Genomic DNA, 20,590 nt, shown 5'->3' with positions numbered 1-20,590 from the left:
ACCGCCACCCCAACTTCATCCTTTTACAAATACCGTGCACCACATTTCCCGCCGCACAACATCAGGGCAGGCCCCCCCATCTCACCCCGGCAAGATCTTCCCCGGGTTCAAAATATTATCCGGATCCAGCGCCGCCTTGAGCGTCGCCATCACATCCACCGCAGCGCCCAATTCCTTGCCCAGATAGGCCCGCTTGCCCTGCCCGATCCCATGTTCGCCGGTGCATGTCCCATCCATAGAGATCGCCAATTCCGCCAGCCAGCTCACAAACGCCTCGCCCCGCGCCACCTCATCGGCGTCGTCCATGTCGATCAACAGCGATGCATGGAAGTTCCCGTCGCCTGCGTGGCCCACGATGGGCGCGATCAGCTTCAACTCCTCCGCCCGCGCCTGTGCCGCGACCACGGCATCGGCCAACCGGGAGATCGGCACGCAGACATCCGTCGCCACGGCCTTGCACCCCGGTCGCAGCGCCAGAACGGCCCAATAGCCGTCATGCCGCGCCTGCCACAGTTTGTTGCGCTCTTCAGGGGTTGTGGTCGCCGCATAGCCGGTGCCGCCAAATTCTTCGGCCAACATGCCAAAGGTTTCCGCCTGTTCGACAACCCCTGCGTCAGAGCCGTGGAATTCCAACAACAAAAGCGGGGTTTCAGGTAACGTCAGCTTGGAATAGGCGTTCACGGCCTTCACCACATCGGCGTCCAAAAGCTCAATCCGCGCCACGGGGAGCCCATATTGGATGACCGCCATCACCGTCTCACAGGCCGCCTGCACCGTCGGGAAAGAACAGCGCGCCGAGGAGATCGCCTCGGGAATGCCCTGCAAACGCAGCGTGATCTCAGTGATGATCCCCAGCGTCCCCTCCGAGCCGACCATCAGCCGGGTCAAATCATACCCCGCCGAGGATTTCCGCGCCCGGCCGCCGGTGCGGATCACCCGGCCATCGGCCATCACCACCTCAAGGCTCAGCACATTGTCTTTCATCGTGCCATAGCGCACCGCATTGGTGCCGCTGGCCCGCGTCGCGGTCATCCCCCCAAGCGAGGCATTGGCACCGGGATCAATCGGGAAAAACAGCCCCTGATCGCGCAAATGGGTGTTCAACGCCTCGCGGGTCACGCCGGGTTGCACCCGGCAATCCAGATCGCCCGCGTTCACCTCAAGCACCCGGTCCATCTGCATGACATCAATGCAAATCCCGCCCGCCGGCGCGTTCACATGTCCTTCGAGCGAGGTGCCCGTGCCGAAGGCAATCACCGGCACCCGATGCGCGGCACAAATACGCACCGCCTGCGCCACATCGTCGGTCGAGCGCGCCATGACCACCCCGTCGGGGGCCTGCGTCTCGATCCATGTGGTGGTGTGGCCATGCTGTTCGCGAATGGCTTGGCCGGTCAGCAGATTGGGCCCAAAGGCTTGTGCCAATTCATCTAACGCTGCGGCAATGCCCGCCTCATTGCGCTGCAGTTCTGCGATCTTCGTCAATTTTCATCTCCCAACAGCGTCTGTGCGCCGCTGGAATGCCTGCGGACGCAACTGCGAAAATACGTTCCTTCAATAGCCGCCAGTCCGCCGCTCCTGCGGGCTTACAGCATGGAGGGCACAACCTGATCTGGCGGCCGGTGGCCGTCATCGAAGGTTTTGATATTGATCAAGACCTTCTCGCCCATCTCGATCCGGCCTTCGAGTGTGGCCGACCCCATATGCGGCAGCAGCACGACGTTTTTCAACTCGCGCAGACGGGGATTAATCTCCCGCCCATGCTCATAAACATCCAGCCCCGCGCCTTTGATGTCACCCGCACGGAGCATCCGCGTCAGGGCGTTCTCGTCGATCACCTCCCCGCGGGAGGTGTTCACGATCACCGCGTCGGGCTTCATCAGCCCCAAACGGCGGGCGTTCATCAGATGAAAGGTACTGGGCGTATGGGGGCAGTTGATGCTGATCACGTCCATCCGGCTGACCATCTGATCAAGGCTGTCCCAATAGGTCGCCTCCAAGGCGCTTTCGACCTCTTCACGCAGGCGTTTGCGATTGTGGTAATGCACCTGCATGCCAAAGGCCCGCGCGCGGCGCGCCACGGCCTGACCGATCCGGCCCATGCCCAAAATGCCCAAACGCCGTCCGCCCACGCGTCCGCCCATCAGCGCGGTGGGCGCCCAGCCGTCCCAATTGCCCGATTGCATCACCGCCATGCCCTCGGGCATGCGGCGGGTCACGGCCAAGATCAGCGCCATGGTCATATCGGCGGTATCATCGGTCAGAACCCCGGGGGTGTTCGACACCAGCACGCCGCGCTGGCGCGCGGTGGCCACGTCGATATGATCGACCCCCGCCCCGTAATTCGCGATCAGTTTCAGCCGCTCGCCCGCCTGCGTGATCAGCGGCGCGTCGATTTCATCCGTGATCGTCGGCACCAGCACATCCGCTTGGCGCATCGCCGCGCCCAATTCCTCGCGGGTCATGGGCTTGTCATCTTCGCGTAGGGTCACGTCAAACAGCTCTGACAGCCGTGTTTCCACCGCCTCTGGCAACCGTCGCGTCACTACAACACTCAACCGCTTCTTTGACATGCCTGCTCTCCCGGTCTTGGCGTCGCCTCGTTTCACAGGCATGGTGTCTCATGCAGCGACGAGGCACAAGAACTCGCGCCGGAAAAAGAGCAACAATAACCCGCAGATTTGCACAGCACCGACCCACAGCAGTGAACCGCATAGCAGGCAATTCCATGATAACCGCTTTCCTTCGCAGTGCCCTGATGGTGGGCGCGCTGCTTTTGGCGCAGGCGACCTCCGGCGTCGCACAAGAGGCGCGCGGACAGGTCACCAACCTGCCCCTCCCCCGTTTCGTTTCGATGAAAGCCTCAGAGGGCAACGTCCGCCGCGGCCCGTCGCTGTCGCACCGGATCGACTGGGTGTACAAACGCCGCGACCTGCCGCTCAGGATCACCGCCGAACATGGCCACTGGCGCCGGGTCGAAGACCGCGATGGCATGGGCGGCTGGGTGCATTACTCGCTTTTGTCGGGCACCCGCACTGTCTTGGTCGAACAAGACATGCTGCAGCTTCACGTCAACCCCGACCCAAAGGCCGCCGTGGTGGCGCGGTTGGAACTGGGCGTGGTGGCGCGCTTGGGCGAATGCACGCTTGAATGGTGCGAGTTGCGTTCGGGCGGCTTTACCGGCTGGGCCCCCAAAGTGCGGCTTTGGGGTGTTGGCCCCAAGGAGCTGCGCGAATAACACCGCCTTTCAGGCCAATTGCATGATCCCGGCGCTTGCGCCACTCTGCCGGCAAAATTCAAGCCGGAGAGAGCGCCATGCAAGCCATCACCTATGACCAATTCGGAGCCGCCGCAGATGTGCTGCGTCTGTCAGAGATCGACAGCCCCGCCCCGCAACCCGGCGAGGTCTGCGTGGCGCTGAGCCATTCGGGCGTGAACCCATCGGACGTAAAGGCCCGCGCGGGCACCCGCCCCGGCGTGACCAAACCACCCTTCCCGCAGGTCATTCCCCATAGCGATGGCGCGGGAGAGATCATCGCCGTGGGTGCGGGCGTCGATTCTGCCCGTGTGGGTCAAAAGGTCTGGGTTTGGAACGCCCAGTGGCAACGCGCCTTTGGCACGGCGGCACAGCAGATCACCCTGCCCGCGCATCAGGCCGTGCCGCTGCCCAAAGGCGTCTCTTTTGAGACCGGCGCACAGCTTGGCATTCCGGGGCTGACAGCCTGCCACGCCGTTTTCGGCGGCGGCGGCGTGGCCGGGGAGACGGTGCTGATCCAAGGCGGTGCCGGAACCGTAGGCTATCTCGCCGTGCAATTGGCGAAATGGGGCGGGGCCAAAGTGATTGCCACCTGCAGCCCGCGCGACAATGATCTGGTCCGCGAGGCCGGCGCCGATGCGGTGCTGAGCTACGCCGATCCCGATCTCGCCGCCGCCGTTTTGGACGCCAACGGCGGCAAGCCTGTCGAGACCATCGTCGAAACGGAGTTCGGCCTGAACCTCACCACCGATACCGAAGTCATCGCCCCCAACGGCCGCATCGCCGCCTATGGCTCGGCGGCGGAAATGTCGCCCACGCTACCCTTCTACCCGCTTCTGTTCAAAGCGGTGACCATCGACATCATCCTGATCTACCTCCTGCCCGCAGGCCCGCGCGAACAGGCGATCACCCGACTGCATCACGCGCTGGAAGACGGGGCCCTGCGCTGCCCCGTCGATACGGTTCTCCCGCTTTCCGAGGCCGCCCGCGCGCATGCGTTGGTCGAGGCCGGACAGCGCAGCGGGGCGGTGCTGCTCGATTGTCGGGGGTAGTGCGCTAATTGACCAGCCACCGCCCTCACCGAGGGGCGGTGGCCCTGCCCGTCGACGGAGACCCCCATGCGCCTGATCCCTGCCCTGCCCCGCCTGCTCTTGTGTCTATTTCTGCTTCTTGCCCTGCCGCTGGCCCCCGCCTCGGCGCAGGACAACGACCAGCCCGAAGGCACCATCGCCGTCGAAGGGAACGCCACGGCAGACGCCGCCATTGCCAACCGCATCCGCGTCATCCTGCGCGAGCTTGAAGGGTTTGAGAAGGTCGGCGTCTCCGTGTCCTCGGGCATCGTCACCCTGCGCGGTACCACGCTCGACACCGCCAGCGCCGGACGGTTGAGCGAGTTGGCAGGCCGCGTCGAAGGCGTAGTGGCGATCCGCAACGAGGTCCGGGAAAGCACCGATGTCTCCGAACGGCTTAACCCCGCAGTGGACCGTTTCAGGGCGCGTATGGAGCAAGCCGTGGCTTTCCTGCCGCTGGCCTTGGTGGCGCTTGGGGTCTTTGCCCTGATCGTGGTGGGCGGGCTGGCACTGGCGCGACTGCGCAACCCATGGGAGCGGCTCGCCCCCAATGCCTTCATCGCCGATATCTACCGTCAGATTATCCGGTTGGCCTTTATTATTGTCGCCTTGGTCGTGGCGCTGGATATCCTTGGGGCCACCGCGCTGCTGTCGGGCATCCTTGGCGCGGCGGGGATCGTCGGCCTCGCCATCGGTTTCGCGGTGCGCGACACGGTCGAGAATTTCATCGCCTCCATCATGCTGTCGATCCGCCAGCCGTTCCGCCCCAATGACACGGTCGAGATTGACGGTGACACCGGCAAGGTGATCCGCCTGACCAGCCGCGCCACGATCTTGCTCAGCTATGACGGCAACCATCTGCGCATTCCCAATGCCACCGTCTTTAAAAGCCGGATCATTAACTACTCGCGCAACGCCGAGCGGCGGTTCACCTTTACCCTTTCGGTGGCCAGCGACGCCGATCTGGCCCGCGCCCGAGACTTGGCGCTGGAGGTGTTGAATGGGCTTCCCTTTGTCCTGCCCAGCCCCGAAGCCGCCGCTTGGGTGGAGGAGGTCGCCGATCACTGGATCAACATGCAATTCGCCGGTTGGATCAATCAAGAGACCACCGATCTGGTCGCGGCGCGCAGCGAAGCGATTCGCCTGACGCTGGCCGCCTTTGACGCGGCGCGCCTCACCGCACAGCCTCCCGCCTATCGGCTGATCACCCAAAGCGAATCGTCCCCCACCGCGCAGCACGATTCGCCCCAAACGCCGAGCGCGCCCGCGAATCCCGCCGCCGCACAGCCAGTTGCCCCCCAAACCGAGCGTGAGCTGACCCGCATCGTCGCGCAGGAACGCGCCGAATTGCCCAGCAAAGACCTGCTCTCCGTTGATGCCGCCGAAGAATAGGCTAATTTATCAAAAACGGGTCTTGCACCCCGGGCCAGAGAACTCTAATTAGCGCCCTGTGTTGGGATGTAGCCAAGTGGTAAGGCAACTGTTTTTGGTACAGTGTACCGTAGGTTCGAATCCTACCATCCCAGCCAACACACATGAAAAAGCGCATAGTTCCCAATGGGATAGCCGTTGATCAAGCGGCCACCCTCCCATCTCCACTTCGCGGTGGTTCACAAACTGGTTCACATCGGCCGGGATGCAGGCCAAGTGACTCGCGAAGGAAGTGGGGACTTCATCTCGTTCGCAGAAACGGGGTCTTCTACTTTCGGAGACGCTGGACGACGCCATTGCGAAAAAATGGCGCCCCAGAATTTCTGTCTGTCTCTCTTCGAACAAATATCCTCTCTGAAGCGGTAAAGCGGTCGGCCGACCTGCTTACCGCCGTGGAAGCAGGAGAACGAAACATGCTGATCGAACTTCAGGAGTCGCCAGTAAACTCGGGACGCATCCAGGAGATGCTGAAAGAGCTTGTGCGTCAGGCCTTTGTTCGAATGATTGCCAGACAGGAAAGCGATCTTTCTATCGGCAACTCGGACCCCCACGTCAGCCAAATTATTGCAGAAAGTGATCGTATCCGAGCTGCCCAGAAAGCAAGGGACTGGTCTGTCGCAATGCCCTTCGCAGGTGAAATTGCACGTAAAAATGGTATGGATCTTGATGACCTTGCCGCTCCGGCGGTGGCTCGGCAAGTGTTGGCACTCATCCGCCAACTTAACGATCTAAGCCTGAGTGTAGAGCAAAACTTTGAAGACCCGCTGAATGCAGGGCGAGAGATATTACTTGGCCATGGCATCACGCCGACCCGGGAAGCCCTCAAACCACCGATGCAGCTATCGGAAGCTATCGAAAAGGCCTGTTCGGAAGCACCCCGCGATGTTGAGACCAAAATTCGCGTTATCGGAAAGCTCGCGCTCGCCTTCTTCGGCGACATCCCCGCCTCAGCGATCGTGCTCGAGCAATCTTTCGAGTTTTTACACTTGGTCTGGATGTTGCCAAAAGCTTGGGGCAAGTCCCACGGACGGAACCGCCATGGGCAGGTAGGAAAAGAACTGTGCCCCCATAATGAAATTCTTCAGGCCAATACAAATGACGCCAAACTTATTTCGGAGATCACGAACCTCGACACGATGTCGATACCCGACAAGCGCCGCCGATTGGTTCAAGAACTGACTCCTCGGATCACAGATGGATACTTGTTTACTCAGCGCGACATGTTCAATCGTATACTCCGCGCGGCGCTTGGCAAGAAGCGCGTAGCTCGCGACCTTGACGATGAGGACCGCATCCTCCCTTCTCATGCGCAACTGAATAGTCGCATGCGGGCATGGCATAAGGCACAAAAGACCCCATGCGGTCTGCCGATGCGGGTGTCCCGTCCGAAACGCCGGATGTCCTGGTCGCTTGAACGCTTGTCAAAGTTACTGAGCTCACCAATTTATTTTGGCACCTCTTCACAATCGCAGCGTAGTCGCAAGGCGACAGCGAGCAGAAGATATATCACAAGAGATGCAATCTATTGGGTTCCCTTAATAATGATCACGATGGGAGTCCGACCGGAAGAAATTCTCCAAGCGACCGTGGCGGACGTAATTCGCCGCGATGGCATCCTTTGTCTTTTTGTAGGAGACGAGGAAGATTCGATGCTCAAGAATGAGCAGTCGCGGCGTGTTCTCCCCATTCCGCAGATCTTGCTCGAACTCGGTTTTAGAGAATGGATCGTGGCGCGAAAAAAGGCAGGTGAAACTTGGCTCTTTCCTGAAATTCAGCCGGACAAAAACCACGGCCGTAGGTCGCAAATTTTCGGTGATAGACTTCGTAATTTGCTTAAAACACTAAAGCTCCACTCGGAACGAGAAGACATCTATGCAATGCGCCGGACCCTTTCTTCTAAACTTATGCAACTTGGCATCGATACCGGCACCCGGCAAAAAATACTCGGCCACCTTGAAGGCACAACCATTGACCGCCATTACACAGACCACGGCCTTCTCGAACTGAAAGACATCCTCGACGCTCTCGACTACGGCATCATTGTCGGACGTGATCGCCGCTTTGATTTTCCAATTATTACGGGTAGCAGCGCGCTGCTCTTAACTGCCCTCGATGTTGAATTGGCGTTGACCGATCAGCGAGAGGTTTCCGCCGTCCTACTCCGCGATTCAGAAACGGACGAGATAATTTTCGAAGCAACAATCCCTGGCCAGAAAGCCCCATCGGAAACCCCCTGGGGTGAATGTGCCTCGCTTGATGCAGTGGAAGTCGCGACGCGGATCCTGTCGCTCAGTCGGCAGTATTCATTAACTATGCCAGCGAATGAAGAGGCAACGGCCGCGCTCGAGCATCTGCTGATTTTGGTCGATGACAAACCTTTTTATAATCAAGTGCGTCGCGAAGAACGCCGTGCGCACGGCGATCAGGCAAGGTTGGACAATAATCTTGAGCATGAGCCCATTTCGGAAGCGGATAACGCAGCCCTGCGAACTGCTTCTCTTGGTCGAGGCGACCTTGTAATCTGCTTGTTTCCTACGCGAAGCAGCGGTTCCGCGCCACGTCCGGGGCTGATTGTCGATACTCGCACACTTGCAGGGCAAACTTATCTCGACGTTGCATGGGGTGGGCCAATGAATGCTTCAGGGGTGGTGCCGCATGAACTTTCTTTGGTGCAGCCGAAAGAGATGATCGAGGCGCAAATCGACATTCCGACACGATTCAATCTGCGCCGTCGCATTCTTGTCCCTGAGAAATCCAAAGTTTACTTGCGTGGACGATTAGGTCACATCGGCGATAGTGCCTGTGCACGGCTCGGAGAATGCCTCCTCCATGCTGGGGATGTATCCCCGGTGCCAATCCAGGAAACCGGGCGCCCTGCGCGCGCTCTGACCATCGAACGACGCCGCACTAAATCTGTCCGGCCAGGACTAAGTCGTTAACCTTGTTCTCTTGAATTTCAAGATATTTGACAAAGTGAAACCTGCGGCCAAGTGCCCGCTGAATCTCGCGCATAATAAATCTCAGATTCGGCGAACCAAGGTCAGCCTTACCCGCGACGACCTGGTGACTAATTACGTCCCAATTGTAGTTATTACTTGGATCCAGTGGGGCTTTTGTCAGAAATAATTTCTGCGAGATTGAAAGCGCACCCACATCCTCCAGACAACGAAAGCGCACCCCGAGTTTGTCAAACTCGGTTTGACAAATAGTAAGGCAATCTTCAAATGACAAACAATGCACCGAAAATGAAGCATCGCGGACGCCCTCTAAGTTACCAGCCTGAATTGGTTTACGAGGTCGTCGAACTCCTTCTGGAAAACGGGACCCCACGAGCCAGCATCAATGCCTCTCTCGTAAAGGAAGAGCTTTGCCAGACATACGGCATTAAGGACACGATCCGCTTGGAGAGCCTAAAGCGGGTGGTGGACGATGCGGTTTCAGAGCTTCAACAAGATCAGGATCGCGCATTGCTTTCCACGTTGCCCGAAACTGTCACCGCATCAATAGATCACTTCATGAAGGGAGCGCGCGATGCCTTTGCGATATTGGTCGCGGAGCAGAACGCGAAATGTCAGGCCGAAGCGAAGACGCGATGCGCAGAACTGCAATTCGATAAGCGATCGGCGCAACGGCACATTTCAGAACTTGAAGCGGAAATAAACCAGCTCGAGAAAGACAAACAGGAGCTTGTCGAGCAGAGGGATTGTAGCATTGCTGATGCTGCATACCTTCGAAATCAATTAAGTGAAATTAAGGAAGAGGTTACCCGGCTTCGCGGCGCAAACGATTTCGCGCAGCAGTTTATGGGTCAGTATAAGCAGTATGGCGGCAGCGTCGAAAACCAGACAGACGTAGTCGGCCGCGGCCACGCAACAAGAAGAGAAGCAGTGTCTAACAAACTTGAATAATTGTGACGTTCAAAACAACGATTAGGCTGTTAATCAATTGGTCGTAGGTTCAATTCCTATTGCCGGGGCCAATCAAATTCCCTCAAGTCAATGTTTTGAAGTATCTTATATTGGTAACTTATGAGGTGTCCACCAACCCTATCCGTTGCTCGAGGGTTCTGTGAACTTTTCACAGTGCGAACTCTCTCTCACCGCATATCATCATCTAAATTTCTAAGCATTTTGCTCGCCAATGATCTATCGTCGGTGCCGACTCTATCATCTGCGGCTATCCTCATCAGTCTGTCTTGAACCAGTGAATGACCCCCGAAGAAGGTATCGAGGGTATTTATTCTAAGCTTATACTGGACACCGTGTGCCGAAGAATCGCTCCAACTCATCATCTTTTGCAAGACGTTCAGTAAGCCAGGGTCAGTCGTTGTTTGGTCAGCTATCCAGTTTCGCGCTCCTTCCGTATCACCTGTTTGCTGCCACGTAATCATTAGCGACAAGAATTGGGGAACTTCCATCAATTCTTCGGGTGGTAGCCCAGTTAGTCGGTTAAGAAAGATATCCCTAACCAGCTCAAACTCTTCGGTGCTGAGGAGCCGAGCATCTTCTGGTTCCGCTCTATGCCCAAAAACGCCATGTTCAAAGATTGCTTCTCTGACAATTCCTGCAAGCCAAGCTAACGATTTCGCTTCGGTGAACAGTGTTTGGAGCGTGTTTTTCCGCTGTTCGGGGTCCTTCATATTAACTATTAGCCCAAATACCTCTTGACGGTTTCCCCTTAGGAACTGTGGGTATCCAGAATATGTTTTTGCAACAGGGGCAAGATCGTCGATGGCTTCTCCGAGCACGGAAAAAAGGCCATGAATTTGGGATACCCCGATACGTCCACTGACCCCCAAGATCCGGTCTAAGAGAACTTCTGCAAGTCTACCTCCTTGCGGGCGCTTGCTACCAACCAGCTGGCGAAAGCGCGCCAAGGCAATTTCTGGCTTCTCGGCGCAAGCGCTTAAAAATTGGTCCAATACGAAATCGCTGATACTCCCAGATGGGCTGGAAAATGAGAAGTAGAGGCTGTAGTGATTTGGGCTGGCGAGGCGCTTTGATGCCGAAAATGAACGTAGCTGATCGCTTTCCGAAAGATCAAATACTTTGAACTCCTCACCGTCCTGATTCAGCGAGGCTAAATCAAGCCCGGGTAGGTGTTCCCGCAATGCATATATGAATTGGTCTCGCTCGGAGCCCTCTGCATCGATGGCCACCAGAAGGGAAGCTCCTAAGCGCTCATGGGCGCCGGGCAAAACGTAGCCCCAATCTCCAATCGCAGACAGGTTCGATACGTATTCTTCTATCCAGTTAAAGAGAGCGTTGTTCTTGATGCGCACCATTTCCAAGAAGACCATGTCGCCAGGATCTACACGACCCTTCACAGGTAAAAAGTTTAACCGTAGCGAGTTCATAAGCCTAATAACATCGCGAGGCGTTTCGATAAATTCACCGCACCATTGTTGCAGAGATCGTTCCAACCGATCCGCAGTATCTGAGTTCAGATCCTCGGTATCAAAAAGTTGAGAAATATCGGCTCTTAGCCAGTTTTGGGAGTGGGTAAATCTCCCGGTTTTTATTACCGCCATCCCGAAAACGGCCAATCTTCCCGATAACAACGAACTTAAAGGACAGGAAAATGACCACCGTTTGCAATACAATGCTCGATATTATCCGCGCCGGTAAAGATCATGAAGACCCCACCGTGAATCAATATGCTACCAATCTGGAGCGCATGTTTAACAAACGCGGATACAAGCACCGCCATCTTGATACGCTTGAAGGATCTTTGGAAGCATACATGGGGGTCGCACCAAAATATAGAAAAGGAAATGCAGCTCTCAATTCGAAAATTAAGAGCTGGGGCATCTCGCCAGCGACGTATAGGCAATATCAAACAGACGGACGCCGTATGATCGAGTTCTTTTCTGGCGAGCTACAAAAGCGCAATGAGCGTCGAAAAATGCAAGATGGCTTCACGCGATTGCTGCAGGTTCTGCCCGATCTTGTCGACGCAAATTTGCTTAAGGCTTCACAAACCCGCAACTTACCCCGCCTGATAGATTTTGCACGGGCTCGGGGGTATGATATGGATGATATGGTCCGTGACCGGGTCATTGATCTGCGCGAAGATTGTGTGAGCTCGGATGTATGGGGTCGAGTTAAGCTGGCTGCCGGCGTTCTTGACTATCTCCGTCAGTTTCCGACCTGCCTGCCGCTTTTGCCACCGGAAGAAATTGGATCACTTGCCGGTGTTCTGCGTATCGAAACAAATATTCCAAGCTTTCTGCATGAGGAAGCACAAATATGGGTGCAGAACGCGACCGTGGTCTACCACCACGACATGTTGACCTTGGAAGCGAGGGACGCAACTGCCCAGCAGTATTCCGAAAGCAGCAAGGGTGTATATACCGCTGCCTTACGCGCTTATATTCGCGAAATCGCGACCGACAGCGATCTGGAAACTGTTAACGGTCTGACGTCGTTGTTTAGTCTCGACTCGATCGAAAAGACGCTTGTCCGTCTGTGCAAGAAAACAGGTGGCTCTGGAGGGTTGGCCCCGCGAACTCTGTTTTCCTATGCCATCTGTCTGAAGCTTATTCTTTCGTCGCGTGGCCTCGAAGACGAGTCCGCGAAGGTTGAAAAGCTCGTTAAATCGCTGCCAGTGCTCATCGAGGGGCAAGCCGCCAGCAAGATCATGTCTCCGAAAGTAGAAGAATTTTGCAGGAACCTCCTGAATAGCCCTATCGCCATCCAGACCTTCGAAAGTCAACATTTCAGCTATGCCGAAAAAGCGGTTGCGGCAATTGAGATGGCGAAAATTGAAGGAATTGATCTTCTGACCTACAGTCGGTCTCCCGAAACGCAGCCACTTTCAAGGGACCAGCTGCGTCTTGCGGCGAGCCTTCTTCGCCAAGCCAGGATGTATGGTGTTTGTGCCGCCTTTGCCGCGATTGAACTCGAAGGCGCACCATTTCGCAAATCCAATGTTATCGGTGACCTTAAGTTCGCGGGGCATCCGCAAACTTTCTTCGATCACCAAGCCGACAAGCAACGTCCTCGTATTGAAATTTCTATGCCGAATGAACTGTTGAAAAACGGCGATGCCATGACGAGGCGAAACCAATATTTGCCACGCTTCATCTTTGAAAAAAGTGGGCTTGGTAGCGATGCGTATCGTATTCTATCATTCTTTCTGGCTCGCATTCGTCCTCTCTTCGGCGGTGCCGACCACTCAGATCACTTGTTTCCGAAGATTGAACCAGAGCCTGGGGCTCTTGTCATCTCTACATTCGACGGATGGCTTGCAGAATGCTCTGACAAGATTGGGCTTTTCCTTCTACCGCATAACTTTAGGCATGGGCTCTGCACCATCGAGATCTTTTACGATCCCACTTGCTACGCAGCTCTCGAGACCCTCACTGGAGACACCGAAAAAACGCTGCGCCAGCACTACGCCTTCATCGATAGAGAGCGGCAGAGCCGGTCATTGCAGGAACAAAGATACGAACGTCGTGCACAGCGAGCAACGCTCTCGGTTAAAGTCACGAAGGCCGATATATGAATATTCAAGATATTCTGGCGCGCCCCGTGTGGAAACGCCTCGTCCTGCTTCCCGGGTTCGCAGAGTTGTCCGCGACTTCGATTGCAACTGCTGACACCTTTTTTGACTTCATTGTCCAGCGCAACCTTCCATCACCATCTGTTGGCGACATCCACAACTGGCTTGGAGACTGCACCAGTTTCGAGAGAACGCTTCGCATCGATCAGCTACAAGAGGTTTTTGCAGTCTGTCAGCCTGCTTTTCTGCCCGTAATACGTGAAACGCGCCTGTTTCTGGTGCCTGTGCCAAAACCGATAGCGAAAAGCACGACCAGCGTAGGCGGTCCGACCAAAAGCCAAGGGCTTCGCCCTATTTACGAAGCTCTCGATTGGGACCCTATAGCGCCACCGCTGCGGCGTCCTCCAAAGCAACGGCATTTGTCCATCCCGCCTGTTGAGCTTCCTGAGGCTTACAAGAGCGCCTTGCGCCGTGCTGCAGATGGTCTGCCTGCCCAGGAAGCTGAAATGCAGGTGCCTGCCCGGAGTATCGTGGAGCGAATGAGGGAGAAACTATGCCAATATGCATGGTTTACCGGCCATTTGGGGATTGATTCCGAGCTCAGCTTGGCGGGGATAGACGGCTATCTCGCCGATCTAAAACAACGCCTTTCCCGAAGGCCACACGGGTTGCGCTGGGCGACCCTTCGCGGTTCAGCGGAGGCGCTCCTGGTGTTCGCGAGGTATAGTGGCGTAGCGCCGGAAGTTATCCAGCATCTCAAAAACTATTATCGCGAGTTTGAAGATAAAGAGAACGGACAGAAAGCTCTGAAGTTCTTTGCACTGGCTCGAACTGGCAATTCGACTGATCGAATCCTTGATATGGCAGATACTTTACTCGCTGGTGTAGCTGCCGAGGAGCGCCCTAAAAAACGACATCAAATGCGCAACGCAGCAACAATTCTCGCGGTCTTCGCAAACGCACCGCTCCGCAATGCCTCGGCGCAGCTTGTCTTTGGTGAGACCCTATTTTGGGAACGGGATGAATGGGTAATCAAGACACAGATACAAAAGACCCATGCCCGCCGCCCCGAGGTGTTCAAGTTCCCCATCCATAACGAAGCTGGCAAGTTCATTGATGCGCTTGTCCTGAATGATGCATCCGCCGCCCTGCTTCCCACGCTGAGGGAGAAACTGCTGCGGGAAAAGCGACAACTCTTCGTTCTATTTAACGGCTACCCCGCAGCGGCGAGCCACATTCCGCGGATATTTCAGACGCTCACAGGCAACAGCTTCACTACGCTTCGTGTCATGAACTATACAGATGCAAATATTCACCACGGCATCGAAGGAACAAGCCTTGCAATGCCGTCGGCCCATCATTCAACCGTTAAGACATTGAATAAACACTACAAAGACGATGTGGTTTTGGCGTTCCATTGTGAAAAACTTCGCAGACGGCGGCTTCAACGGATCGAGAATGACCGAAAGGATTACGGAGACCTGAAATCAGCTCTCGAAAGTTTGACCGTTAGCAACACAAAGCTATGATGCTCAATCCCACTTGTTTTTTGGCCCTCGAGAATAAAGCGCGCACTCCCATTGGAAAATGAAACTTACGAAACTTCCACTCCAAAACGAATTGTTGTCTGCGCATTCTTCTCCTTGTCGTATCTTGTCGACCAATTTACTGATTACTAAAAACTGATTGGCCGTCGCTACGACATCACAAACCACCTTCCCACTTTCCATATTCCACATGCGGATGGGCACGGGCTACGAATTAAGAAGCTCGACAAGGCGTCTGGCCTGCCCGGAGTTAAATCATTCTACGCCGCGGCGCACGATTACTGGGAAGCTGCAGAGCAGCCATCAGCCCGGCTTTGGAAAAGCGAAAGAGTTTTTCGGAGACACTCCGCCAAACTGCGATCCGCGCAAAACATGCCTTGTGGGCGTGTTTTTGCATGAACATCTGTTGGGCATTGCCGATTTTCTATTTGATTTCCTGAACTTGTGACGCTTATGTCGGGCTTATGATACTTGCCCCGTGGACGCGAAATCAGGGCTTTGGACAGATCATTCTATCACATTTGGAAGAACTCGCAAAAACAGGCGGAGCTAAAAATCTGTATCTCGGAGTTATGAACATCAGTCCATAAGGACGGGCATTCTGGGAGCGGAAAGGCTTTGTTACAACCAGCCTAAGTGGAATGAGCATCGTTGGAACGTAAGCGTCCGGCCTGACTGCCCTACGGTGTGGTTATCCATTGCAGCAGATCATCGACACGGTTGATCTTGTAGTCTGGAATGCGGGCAAGGGTATCGGCCAGCCATGCCTGCGGATCGATACCGTTCAGCTTGGCGGTTTCGATCAGGGTGTAGGCGATTGCGGCGGCCTTGCCGGCATTTGATGATCCTACAAACAGATAGTATTTGCGACGGATCGCATCGCCCGTTCGGCGGTGTTGTTGTCCAGCTCCAGGCACCAGCGCTATTTTGCCTTTGTTTGCGACAATCTATCATAAGAGGCTGAAAAGGGGCTCGACGCGATCCTTTCGCGCATCGGTAAATGGATGAAAACCGAGACATCACATGGCTGTCTTTTTCATGCTGCCGTGGCCGCCGAGCCCGGCAGTCTGCCCCTTCGCGCACTCCTTGAACGCCACAAGGCCGACGTCGCGTTTCGGGCCGCAGCAGCGACCGGGCTGGGTGGTTCTGACACCGCCCTTTTGTGATCATCAAGGGCCTCACACAGACATGGCCATTGCGCGGCGAGGCCGAGGTCGAACCAGCTAAGCGGATGGGTCATGGGTTGCGGTCGCAAAAGTGTTGACGCCATAACGAATATCCTTCGTGGGTCACGACGGCATCCGGCCCATACCGGACTCTCGACGCCCTTATTTGATGCTGCGGTTGCAGCACGCAAAGCGGACATTGCCGCACAAGCGTAGCATTTCCGCACGCTTGATGACTGCAACGCGGGACGTAGGCGACATTGATGTCGCTTTGTGGAGCGTCCGCTTTTACTCGACCGGTGTTCCAAATGCCGCGATTGCAACGCCTAACAGTGCCACACCGCCAAAGAGGGTTGCTTTCGCAAGGTGATTGCCTCGCCATGCACGGATAGCCGCGATGCCGGCCTGTAGAGCATAATAAAGCGCGAAAGCCCGCGAGGCATAGCTGATTATCTCGAAGATATTTGCGGTCCATGTCAGCAAGACCCCAATGCCAACCAGTAGCGCATACGCCACACGCTCCTTAATCGCACCTTTGGAAACCTCGGTAATCAGGCCACCCGACCCGCTGGTGTCCGCAATTGCTGCGCTGAATTGGGCGCTAAGCGCAGCGATAACCAGCAATAGCGGCAAAATCGGTGCGACAATCTGCATCAAATCAATAATCGCCGTCTCGTCTAAAGACAGAGGATCACTTTCGAACGCATAGGTCAGAAGCACAATGTAGATGCAGTAAATGACTGTAGATATCCACTGTGCCAACTGCATCGACTGGATACGCATTCGCGCATCGTAGGTCGATCCAAGGTAGCGTGACGTTTCGAAACCTTGAACAGTTACGATCAAACCCGCCATCAGTGTAAGGCTCGCCCATCCGGTGACCCGCGGCGCATCGAACTGCAATGCACCTCGGCCTGTGGCCTCGCCAAAATGCACCATAAGGCCGAGCAAAAGACCCGCGATGATCATCAGTTTCAGACACACTGAAACCTGCTCCATGCGTTCAAGCGCTGAAAAGCCTCGGGTCAATCCTGTGAAGAGGATCAATGTGAAGACCGCCGTGGTCAGTAATTTCGCGTGAAACTGGTCGTCAAGCTCCGTCAGGCTCACTCCAAATGCACCAAACAGGTTGAGGTAGTAGGCAACAGACACAATGAACGCGAACGCAAGCACGATGGACGCCATGGTTTCAAGTCCGTCGGTCAATCGTGATGCGGCAGGTCTCGTTTCAATGTCGGCAATATTAAACCGGATCGCGCTTCCAAATAGATAGGCCACCATACACAGGCCAACCATGACCAGCGGTGCATACCCCCCGTAACTAACATCAAGGATTGGCCCAAGAACCAGAAAACCGCTGCCGATAATCGAAGCCAAAGGCGTTATTGTCGCGCGCCAGACAATAGAATTGGCAACACGGGGCCAAATCAATATCGCCCCAGCGAGCGTGACTGTTGCGAGGATGGCAGCGTTCAGCATGGGCCGACAAAAGCAGATAGGATGGAGCGGAGCAACAACAGTAATGTCCTGAAAAGTTGACATTCATGCATCATGCAGCATCAGTGGATAAGGGCTCACAGCTGACCTTCGCCACAGCTGCAAATAGAGGATCAGACGTTATAGGGGTTTTAGGTTCGTAGTGCAGACTTTGCAGGCGTTGCCAATTTTCTTAATTTCTGAAAGAGCGAGCCTACCGCAAACTGAAAGTTCTTGCTCTGTCTCATCTTGGTTCATTTGGTCCTGCCGTCGCGAAAAGTTCGCCTGTCGAAGCCCTTCGAGCGGGCCTTGGTGCATTCGTCGGGCTTGCTTTGGCTGGAGCCTTTGTTCTCGCACCAAGGATTGATTTGACGCTTGGCTTATATTTGGTCGCGCCGTTCGGAGCGAGTTCGGTTCTTCTTTTTGCCGTTCCGAACAGCCCGCTGGCTCAACCGTGGTCGGCGATTATCGGCAACGTTACCGCCTCCTTGGTCGGTGTTGCGGTATGTCTGGTCGTGCAGGACCCCGTTCTACGTATTGCTTTAGCTGTGGGCTTGGCAATTACCGTGACTATACTGTGTCGTGCGTTACACCCACCGGCTGGTGCCGTCGCGATGACAGTAGCAATGAGCCCTGACGCGGTGCAGGAGTTAGGGTTTTATTTTGCCCTTATGCCGATTGGGATCGGCACGGTCGTTTTGGTCCTTATTGCCATGGTATACGGACGCATGACAGGGCGACACTATCCATTCCGCCAGTTCGATGATCCTAACCGTTATGGGACGCAAGACCTTGAGCCAATGAAGCGTCTTGGATTAACTGAGGCAGAACTGTCCGACATTTTGGGCCGCTATAAACAATCTTTCAATCTTGGAGTCGAGGATCTGGCGCGCTTGCTTGGTGCTGCGGAAATGCAGGTGGCAGCCCAAAGGTCGGGGCCAACGGTCGCCGCTGATATCATGTCGCACAATCTGATTACGGTTCAGCCGGAAACGCCTTTAACAGAGATAGCAGATTTGTTCCGGCGTTACCGGTTTACAGCATTGCCGGTCGTAGGGGGTGCAGACCGATTTCTGGGGGTTATCTTTCAAATACATCTCATCGACCGGGCTCGTGAGGATAGTTTGCGCCTCAAGCGCGGCTTCGGGAAGGCATTACACCGACTGCTTGACCGCCGCCGTGAAATACCTGTGCAAGCAACTGATATCATGAGCGTCGGCGGACCACGTGCAACCGCAGACACCCCCTTGTCGGCGCTGCTTCCCCAGATGGCTGACGGAGCTGTTGACGCCGTCCCCGTCTTAGAGCGCGGTCAACTAATAGGGATCGTCACACGCACGGATCTGATCAGCGCGTTGGCGCGGAAAAGTCTGGATAAATAATCTATAGAATTACGAAATTCTCGCATGAGTTATGAAATGCATTAACCAAGTAGATTTTCGCACGCCTCCCGAAAAAAAACGTTGGAGAGCTCACAAATTCTTCGTTTGGCGCTTCAATAAACCCTGTTTAATATCCAAGGCGCTTTTGATCATCGTCGCCTCTCACCACGGTAACAGACTTTAGCTGCGCTGTCGAAAAGCGGCAAAGTGGGCTCGTTCCTGCCATTCTCCGCAACGCGGCATCTGCGGTTTCAGCCGTCACTGGCGACGTCGCTCACGGCCCAAACCGGACTTTCATGCATTGTGCGGCCAAAGGCCGGAATGAGCCCAAATTGTCCGCGTGAGGGGCAGACTTTTTCGCAGGTGCGGCATCAGCAGGACCAGCAAGAACGGCCCGGAGCTGACGTTCGTTGCCAGCGCAGCCAACGACCAGTGCTCAGCCTTCTCTTTCTATTCAATCATTCGGTATTTGACAGTTTCATCTGTGACTACGCTTGTCGATGTAAGGCTCTGCTCCGCTCACACGACTGAGATTTGGAAGAAGCTCAAATTTCCATGCGACTGAAAGGAAATGGCTTCTGTGTCGCCGAAGGGGTTTTGCGCATAGCGAAGTGCATTTGCGCTAAGCGGAGCGATTTCCGCACCAAAGAAACAGAATTATTAAGCCGACCAGATTGCGACCACATTGAACAGGCGTCGTATCCGCCAACCGCAAATCGCGTTCAGTTACAGCCTGATCAAGTGCCGTAGACGATGTTCTGAAACGCCTAACCGTCACGATACCTGCAGCCGAGCGAGATTGACAGGTTCGCGAAAACTGGTAACGATCCCTGATGTCGTCTGCTCTGAGGATCGCTATCGGGACGTTCGGGCGGGTCGCTCTCCTTGATATGGACCGTCCCCTCGTCAAGCATGCCCATGCGCAATGCCACGTGCTGCTGAAGGTCGAGGGTGCCGATACCGAGTTTGATGTGGGCGGGCGGTGCGTGGCGCTAACCGATGAAAGCGCCGTGCTCATCAACGCTTGGGAGCACCACAGCTACGTGCACCGCGCAGGCCAGCCGCCGACGATCATCCTCGCGCTTTACATTGAACCGATTTGGCTGCGTGCGTTTCGCGACAATTGGGAAGCGAGTGCGGGACCGGGTTTTTTCCCACATCCGGGCGGTGCCATCACCCCGCAGATCCGCCGTCAGGTCGGCGAGACCGCCGAGGCGATGGTGCAGGACCCAGGCGGCGCCGCAGCACATGAACGTCTTATCGGGCAGCTAATGGTTGCGATCATCGAGCGGCTGGCGCTTTGGCGCGAGGTGCAGCCGTCGCTCCGGGCGCGGGCCACAGCAATGCGCGCGCCCGACCGGCGGATCGCGCGGGCTCAGGCCTTGATGCGAGCGGACCCGGCTCGCATTCCTTCGATGGAGTGGTTGGCACGCGAAAGCGGCGTGTCCCGCGCGCATTTCTTCCGGTTGTTTGAGGCCGAGACCGGCATTTCTCCGCGTGTCTATCTGAACACCCAGCGAGTGGAGCGCGCGGTGCAGGCAGTCGCAAACGACACCCGCAGCTTCACCGACATCTCTGTCGATTTGGGCTTCTCAGTGCCGGCGCATTTCTCGCGCTTCTTCCACGACCATGCTGGCTCCTCGCCGAGCACCTTCCGCGATGTCTCGGCGCTTCGCGACAGCGGCTGACCCCTGTTTTTGAGACTCCTCGGTAAGGTCCGAGACCTGGGGGGATCGCAGGGCCTGCGGATGCGCGCCTA

Annotated in this window: 13 protein-coding genes, 1 tRNA gene and 2 pseudogenes; 11 read left to right on the top strand and 5 right to left on the bottom strand. The window is 55.9% G+C overall.

The features are described 5' to 3' along the window. Window positions 1-81 precede the first annotated feature (81 nt). Both B5M07_RS03750 and B5M07_RS03745 read right to left on the bottom strand, forming a co-directional pair. Complete coding sequence (locus tag B5M07_RS03750; RefSeq protein ID WP_120350273.1) at window positions 82-1,485, bottom strand: FAD-binding oxidoreductase; 1,404 nt, start codon at window positions 1,483-1,485, stop codon at window positions 82-84. A gap of 101 nt (window positions 1,486-1,586) precedes the next feature. Continuing rightward, window positions 1,587-2,573, bottom strand: coding sequence for a 2-hydroxyacid dehydrogenase (locus tag B5M07_RS03745; protein ID WP_120350272.1), 987 nt, complete (start codon window positions 2,571-2,573; stop codon window positions 1,587-1,589). Between the two features lie 155 nt (window positions 2,574-2,728). On the opposite strand from B5M07_RS03745, the gene B5M07_RS03740 reads away from it, so the two are divergent. From B5M07_RS03740 to B5M07_RS03715, 6 genes are all read left to right on the top strand, one after another. Further along, entirely contained in the window at window positions 2,729-3,238 is a 510-nt protein-coding gene (locus B5M07_RS03740; protein WP_120350271.1) for an SH3 domain-containing protein, read from the top strand. Between the two features lie 77 nt (window positions 3,239-3,315). Then, the gene (locus B5M07_RS03735; protein WP_120352146.1) at window positions 3,316-4,308 is read left to right on the top strand and encodes an NADPH:quinone reductase; all 993 of its coding nucleotides are present in this window, start codon (window positions 3,316-3,318) and stop codon (window positions 4,306-4,308) included. Window positions 4,309-4,374: 66 nt separating this feature from the next. Further along, window positions 4,375-5,718, top strand: coding sequence for a mechanosensitive ion channel family protein (locus B5M07_RS03730; RefSeq protein WP_120350270.1), 1,344 nt, complete (start codon window positions 4,375-4,377; stop codon window positions 5,716-5,718). A gap of 62 nt (window positions 5,719-5,780) precedes the next feature. Next, window positions 5,781-5,855, top strand: a tRNA-Gln gene (locus tag B5M07_RS03725). A 315-nt stretch (window positions 5,856-6,170) separates the two neighbouring features. Continuing rightward, window positions 6,171-8,696: a site-specific integrase gene (locus B5M07_RS03720; protein ID WP_162931802.1), complete on the top strand. Its 2,526-nt coding sequence runs from the start codon at window positions 6,171-6,173 to the stop codon at window positions 8,694-8,696. Window positions 8,697-8,981: 285 nt separating this feature from the next. After that, window positions 8,982-9,665, top strand: coding sequence for a hypothetical protein (locus B5M07_RS03715; RefSeq protein ID WP_162931801.1), 684 nt, complete (start codon window positions 8,982-8,984; stop codon window positions 9,663-9,665). 188 nt (window positions 9,666-9,853) lie between these two features. On the opposite strand, the gene B5M07_RS03710 is transcribed toward B5M07_RS03715, so the two are convergent. Next, entirely contained in the window at window positions 9,854-11,287 is a 1,434-nt protein-coding gene (locus B5M07_RS03710; protein ID WP_162931800.1) for a hypothetical protein, read from the bottom strand. Between the two features lie 50 nt (window positions 11,288-11,337). Here B5M07_RS03710 and B5M07_RS03705 point away from each other — a divergent pair, with 50 nt between their 5' ends. The 3 genes and pseudogenes from B5M07_RS03705 to B5M07_RS19710 all read left to right on the top strand — a co-directional run. Further along, window positions 11,338-13,263, top strand: a complete 1,926-nt coding sequence (locus B5M07_RS03705) for a hypothetical protein (RefSeq protein WP_120350266.1) — start codon at window positions 11,338-11,340, stop codon at window positions 13,261-13,263. Next, window positions 13,260-14,789 carry a hypothetical protein gene (locus B5M07_RS03700; protein ID WP_120350265.1) on the top strand — a complete coding sequence of 510 codons (1,530 nt, stop codon included), beginning with the start codon at window positions 13,260-13,262 and terminating at the stop codon, window positions 14,787-14,789. The genes B5M07_RS03705 and B5M07_RS03700 overlap by 4 nt, the downstream gene beginning before the upstream one ends. Before the next feature lie 479 nt (window positions 14,790-15,268). Then, window positions 15,269-15,397 (top strand): annotated as a pseudogene (locus B5M07_RS19710) (hypothetical protein); the annotation flags it as partial. A gap of 90 nt (window positions 15,398-15,487) precedes the next feature. On the opposite strand, the pseudogene B5M07_RS03695 reads toward B5M07_RS19710, so the two are convergent. Both B5M07_RS03695 and B5M07_RS03685 read right to left on the bottom strand, forming a co-directional pair. Beyond that, window positions 15,488-15,720 (bottom strand): annotated as a pseudogene (locus B5M07_RS03695) (transposase domain-containing protein); the annotation flags it as partial. Between the two features lie 541 nt (window positions 15,721-16,261). Beyond that, window positions 16,262-17,515: a hypothetical protein gene (locus tag B5M07_RS03685; protein WP_254693953.1), complete on the bottom strand. Its 1,254-nt coding sequence runs from the start codon at window positions 17,513-17,515 to the stop codon at window positions 16,262-16,264. 173 nt (window positions 17,516-17,688) lie between these two features. Between B5M07_RS03685 and B5M07_RS03680 the strand changes: the two genes are divergently transcribed. Both B5M07_RS03680 and B5M07_RS03675 read left to right on the top strand, forming a co-directional pair. Next, window positions 17,689-18,831, top strand: a complete 1,143-nt coding sequence (locus B5M07_RS03680; RefSeq protein WP_120350264.1) for an HPP family protein — start codon at window positions 17,689-17,691, stop codon at window positions 18,829-18,831. An 833-nt stretch (window positions 18,832-19,664) separates the two neighbouring features. Then, window positions 19,665-20,519, top strand: a complete 855-nt coding sequence (locus tag B5M07_RS03675; RefSeq protein WP_120350263.1) for a helix-turn-helix domain-containing protein — start codon at window positions 19,665-19,667, stop codon at window positions 20,517-20,519. Window positions 20,520-20,590 lie beyond the last annotated feature (71 nt).

It is taken from the genome of Sulfitobacter sp. D7, from assembly GCF_003611275.1.
Classification (GTDB): domain Bacteria; phylum Pseudomonadota; class Alphaproteobacteria; order Rhodobacterales; family Rhodobacteraceae; genus Sulfitobacter; species Sulfitobacter profundi.
The sequence above is the reverse complement of the archived record's forward strand: the minus strand, read 5'-3'. Positions and strand labels throughout refer to the sequence as shown.

Coding starts and splice junctions, on each gene's coding strand:
- B5M07_RS03710 (WP_162931800.1), bottom strand. CDS start 11,287: ATGGCGGTAATAAAAACCGGGAGATTTACCCACTCCCAAAACTGGCTA.
- B5M07_RS03705 (WP_120350266.1), top strand. CDS start 11,338: ATGACCACCGTTTGCAATACAATGCTCGATATTATCCGCGCCGGTAAA.
- B5M07_RS03685 (WP_254693953.1), bottom strand. CDS start 17,515: ATGTCAACTTTTCAGGACATTACTGTTGTTGCTCCGCTCCATCCTATC.
- B5M07_RS03700 (WP_120350265.1), top strand. CDS start 13,260: ATGAATATTCAAGATATTCTGGCGCGCCCCGTGTGGAAACGCCTCGTC.
- B5M07_RS03745 (WP_120350272.1), bottom strand. CDS start 2,573: ATGTCAAAGAAGCGGTTGAGTGTTGTAGTGACGCGACGGTTGCCAGAG.
- B5M07_RS03675 (WP_120350263.1), top strand. CDS start 19,665: ATGTCGTCTGCTCTGAGGATCGCTATCGGGACGTTCGGGCGGGTCGCT.
- B5M07_RS03720 (WP_162931802.1), top strand. CDS start 6,171: ATGCTGATCGAACTTCAGGAGTCGCCAGTAAACTCGGGACGCATCCAG.
- B5M07_RS03715 (WP_162931801.1), top strand. CDS start 8,982: ATGACAAACAATGCACCGAAAATGAAGCATCGCGGACGCCCTCTAAGT.
- B5M07_RS03740 (WP_120350271.1), top strand. CDS start 2,729: ATGATAACCGCTTTCCTTCGCAGTGCCCTGATGGTGGGCGCGCTGCTT.
- B5M07_RS03735 (WP_120352146.1), top strand. CDS start 3,316: ATGCAAGCCATCACCTATGACCAATTCGGAGCCGCCGCAGATGTGCTG.
- B5M07_RS03730 (WP_120350270.1), top strand. CDS start 4,375: ATGCGCCTGATCCCTGCCCTGCCCCGCCTGCTCTTGTGTCTATTTCTG.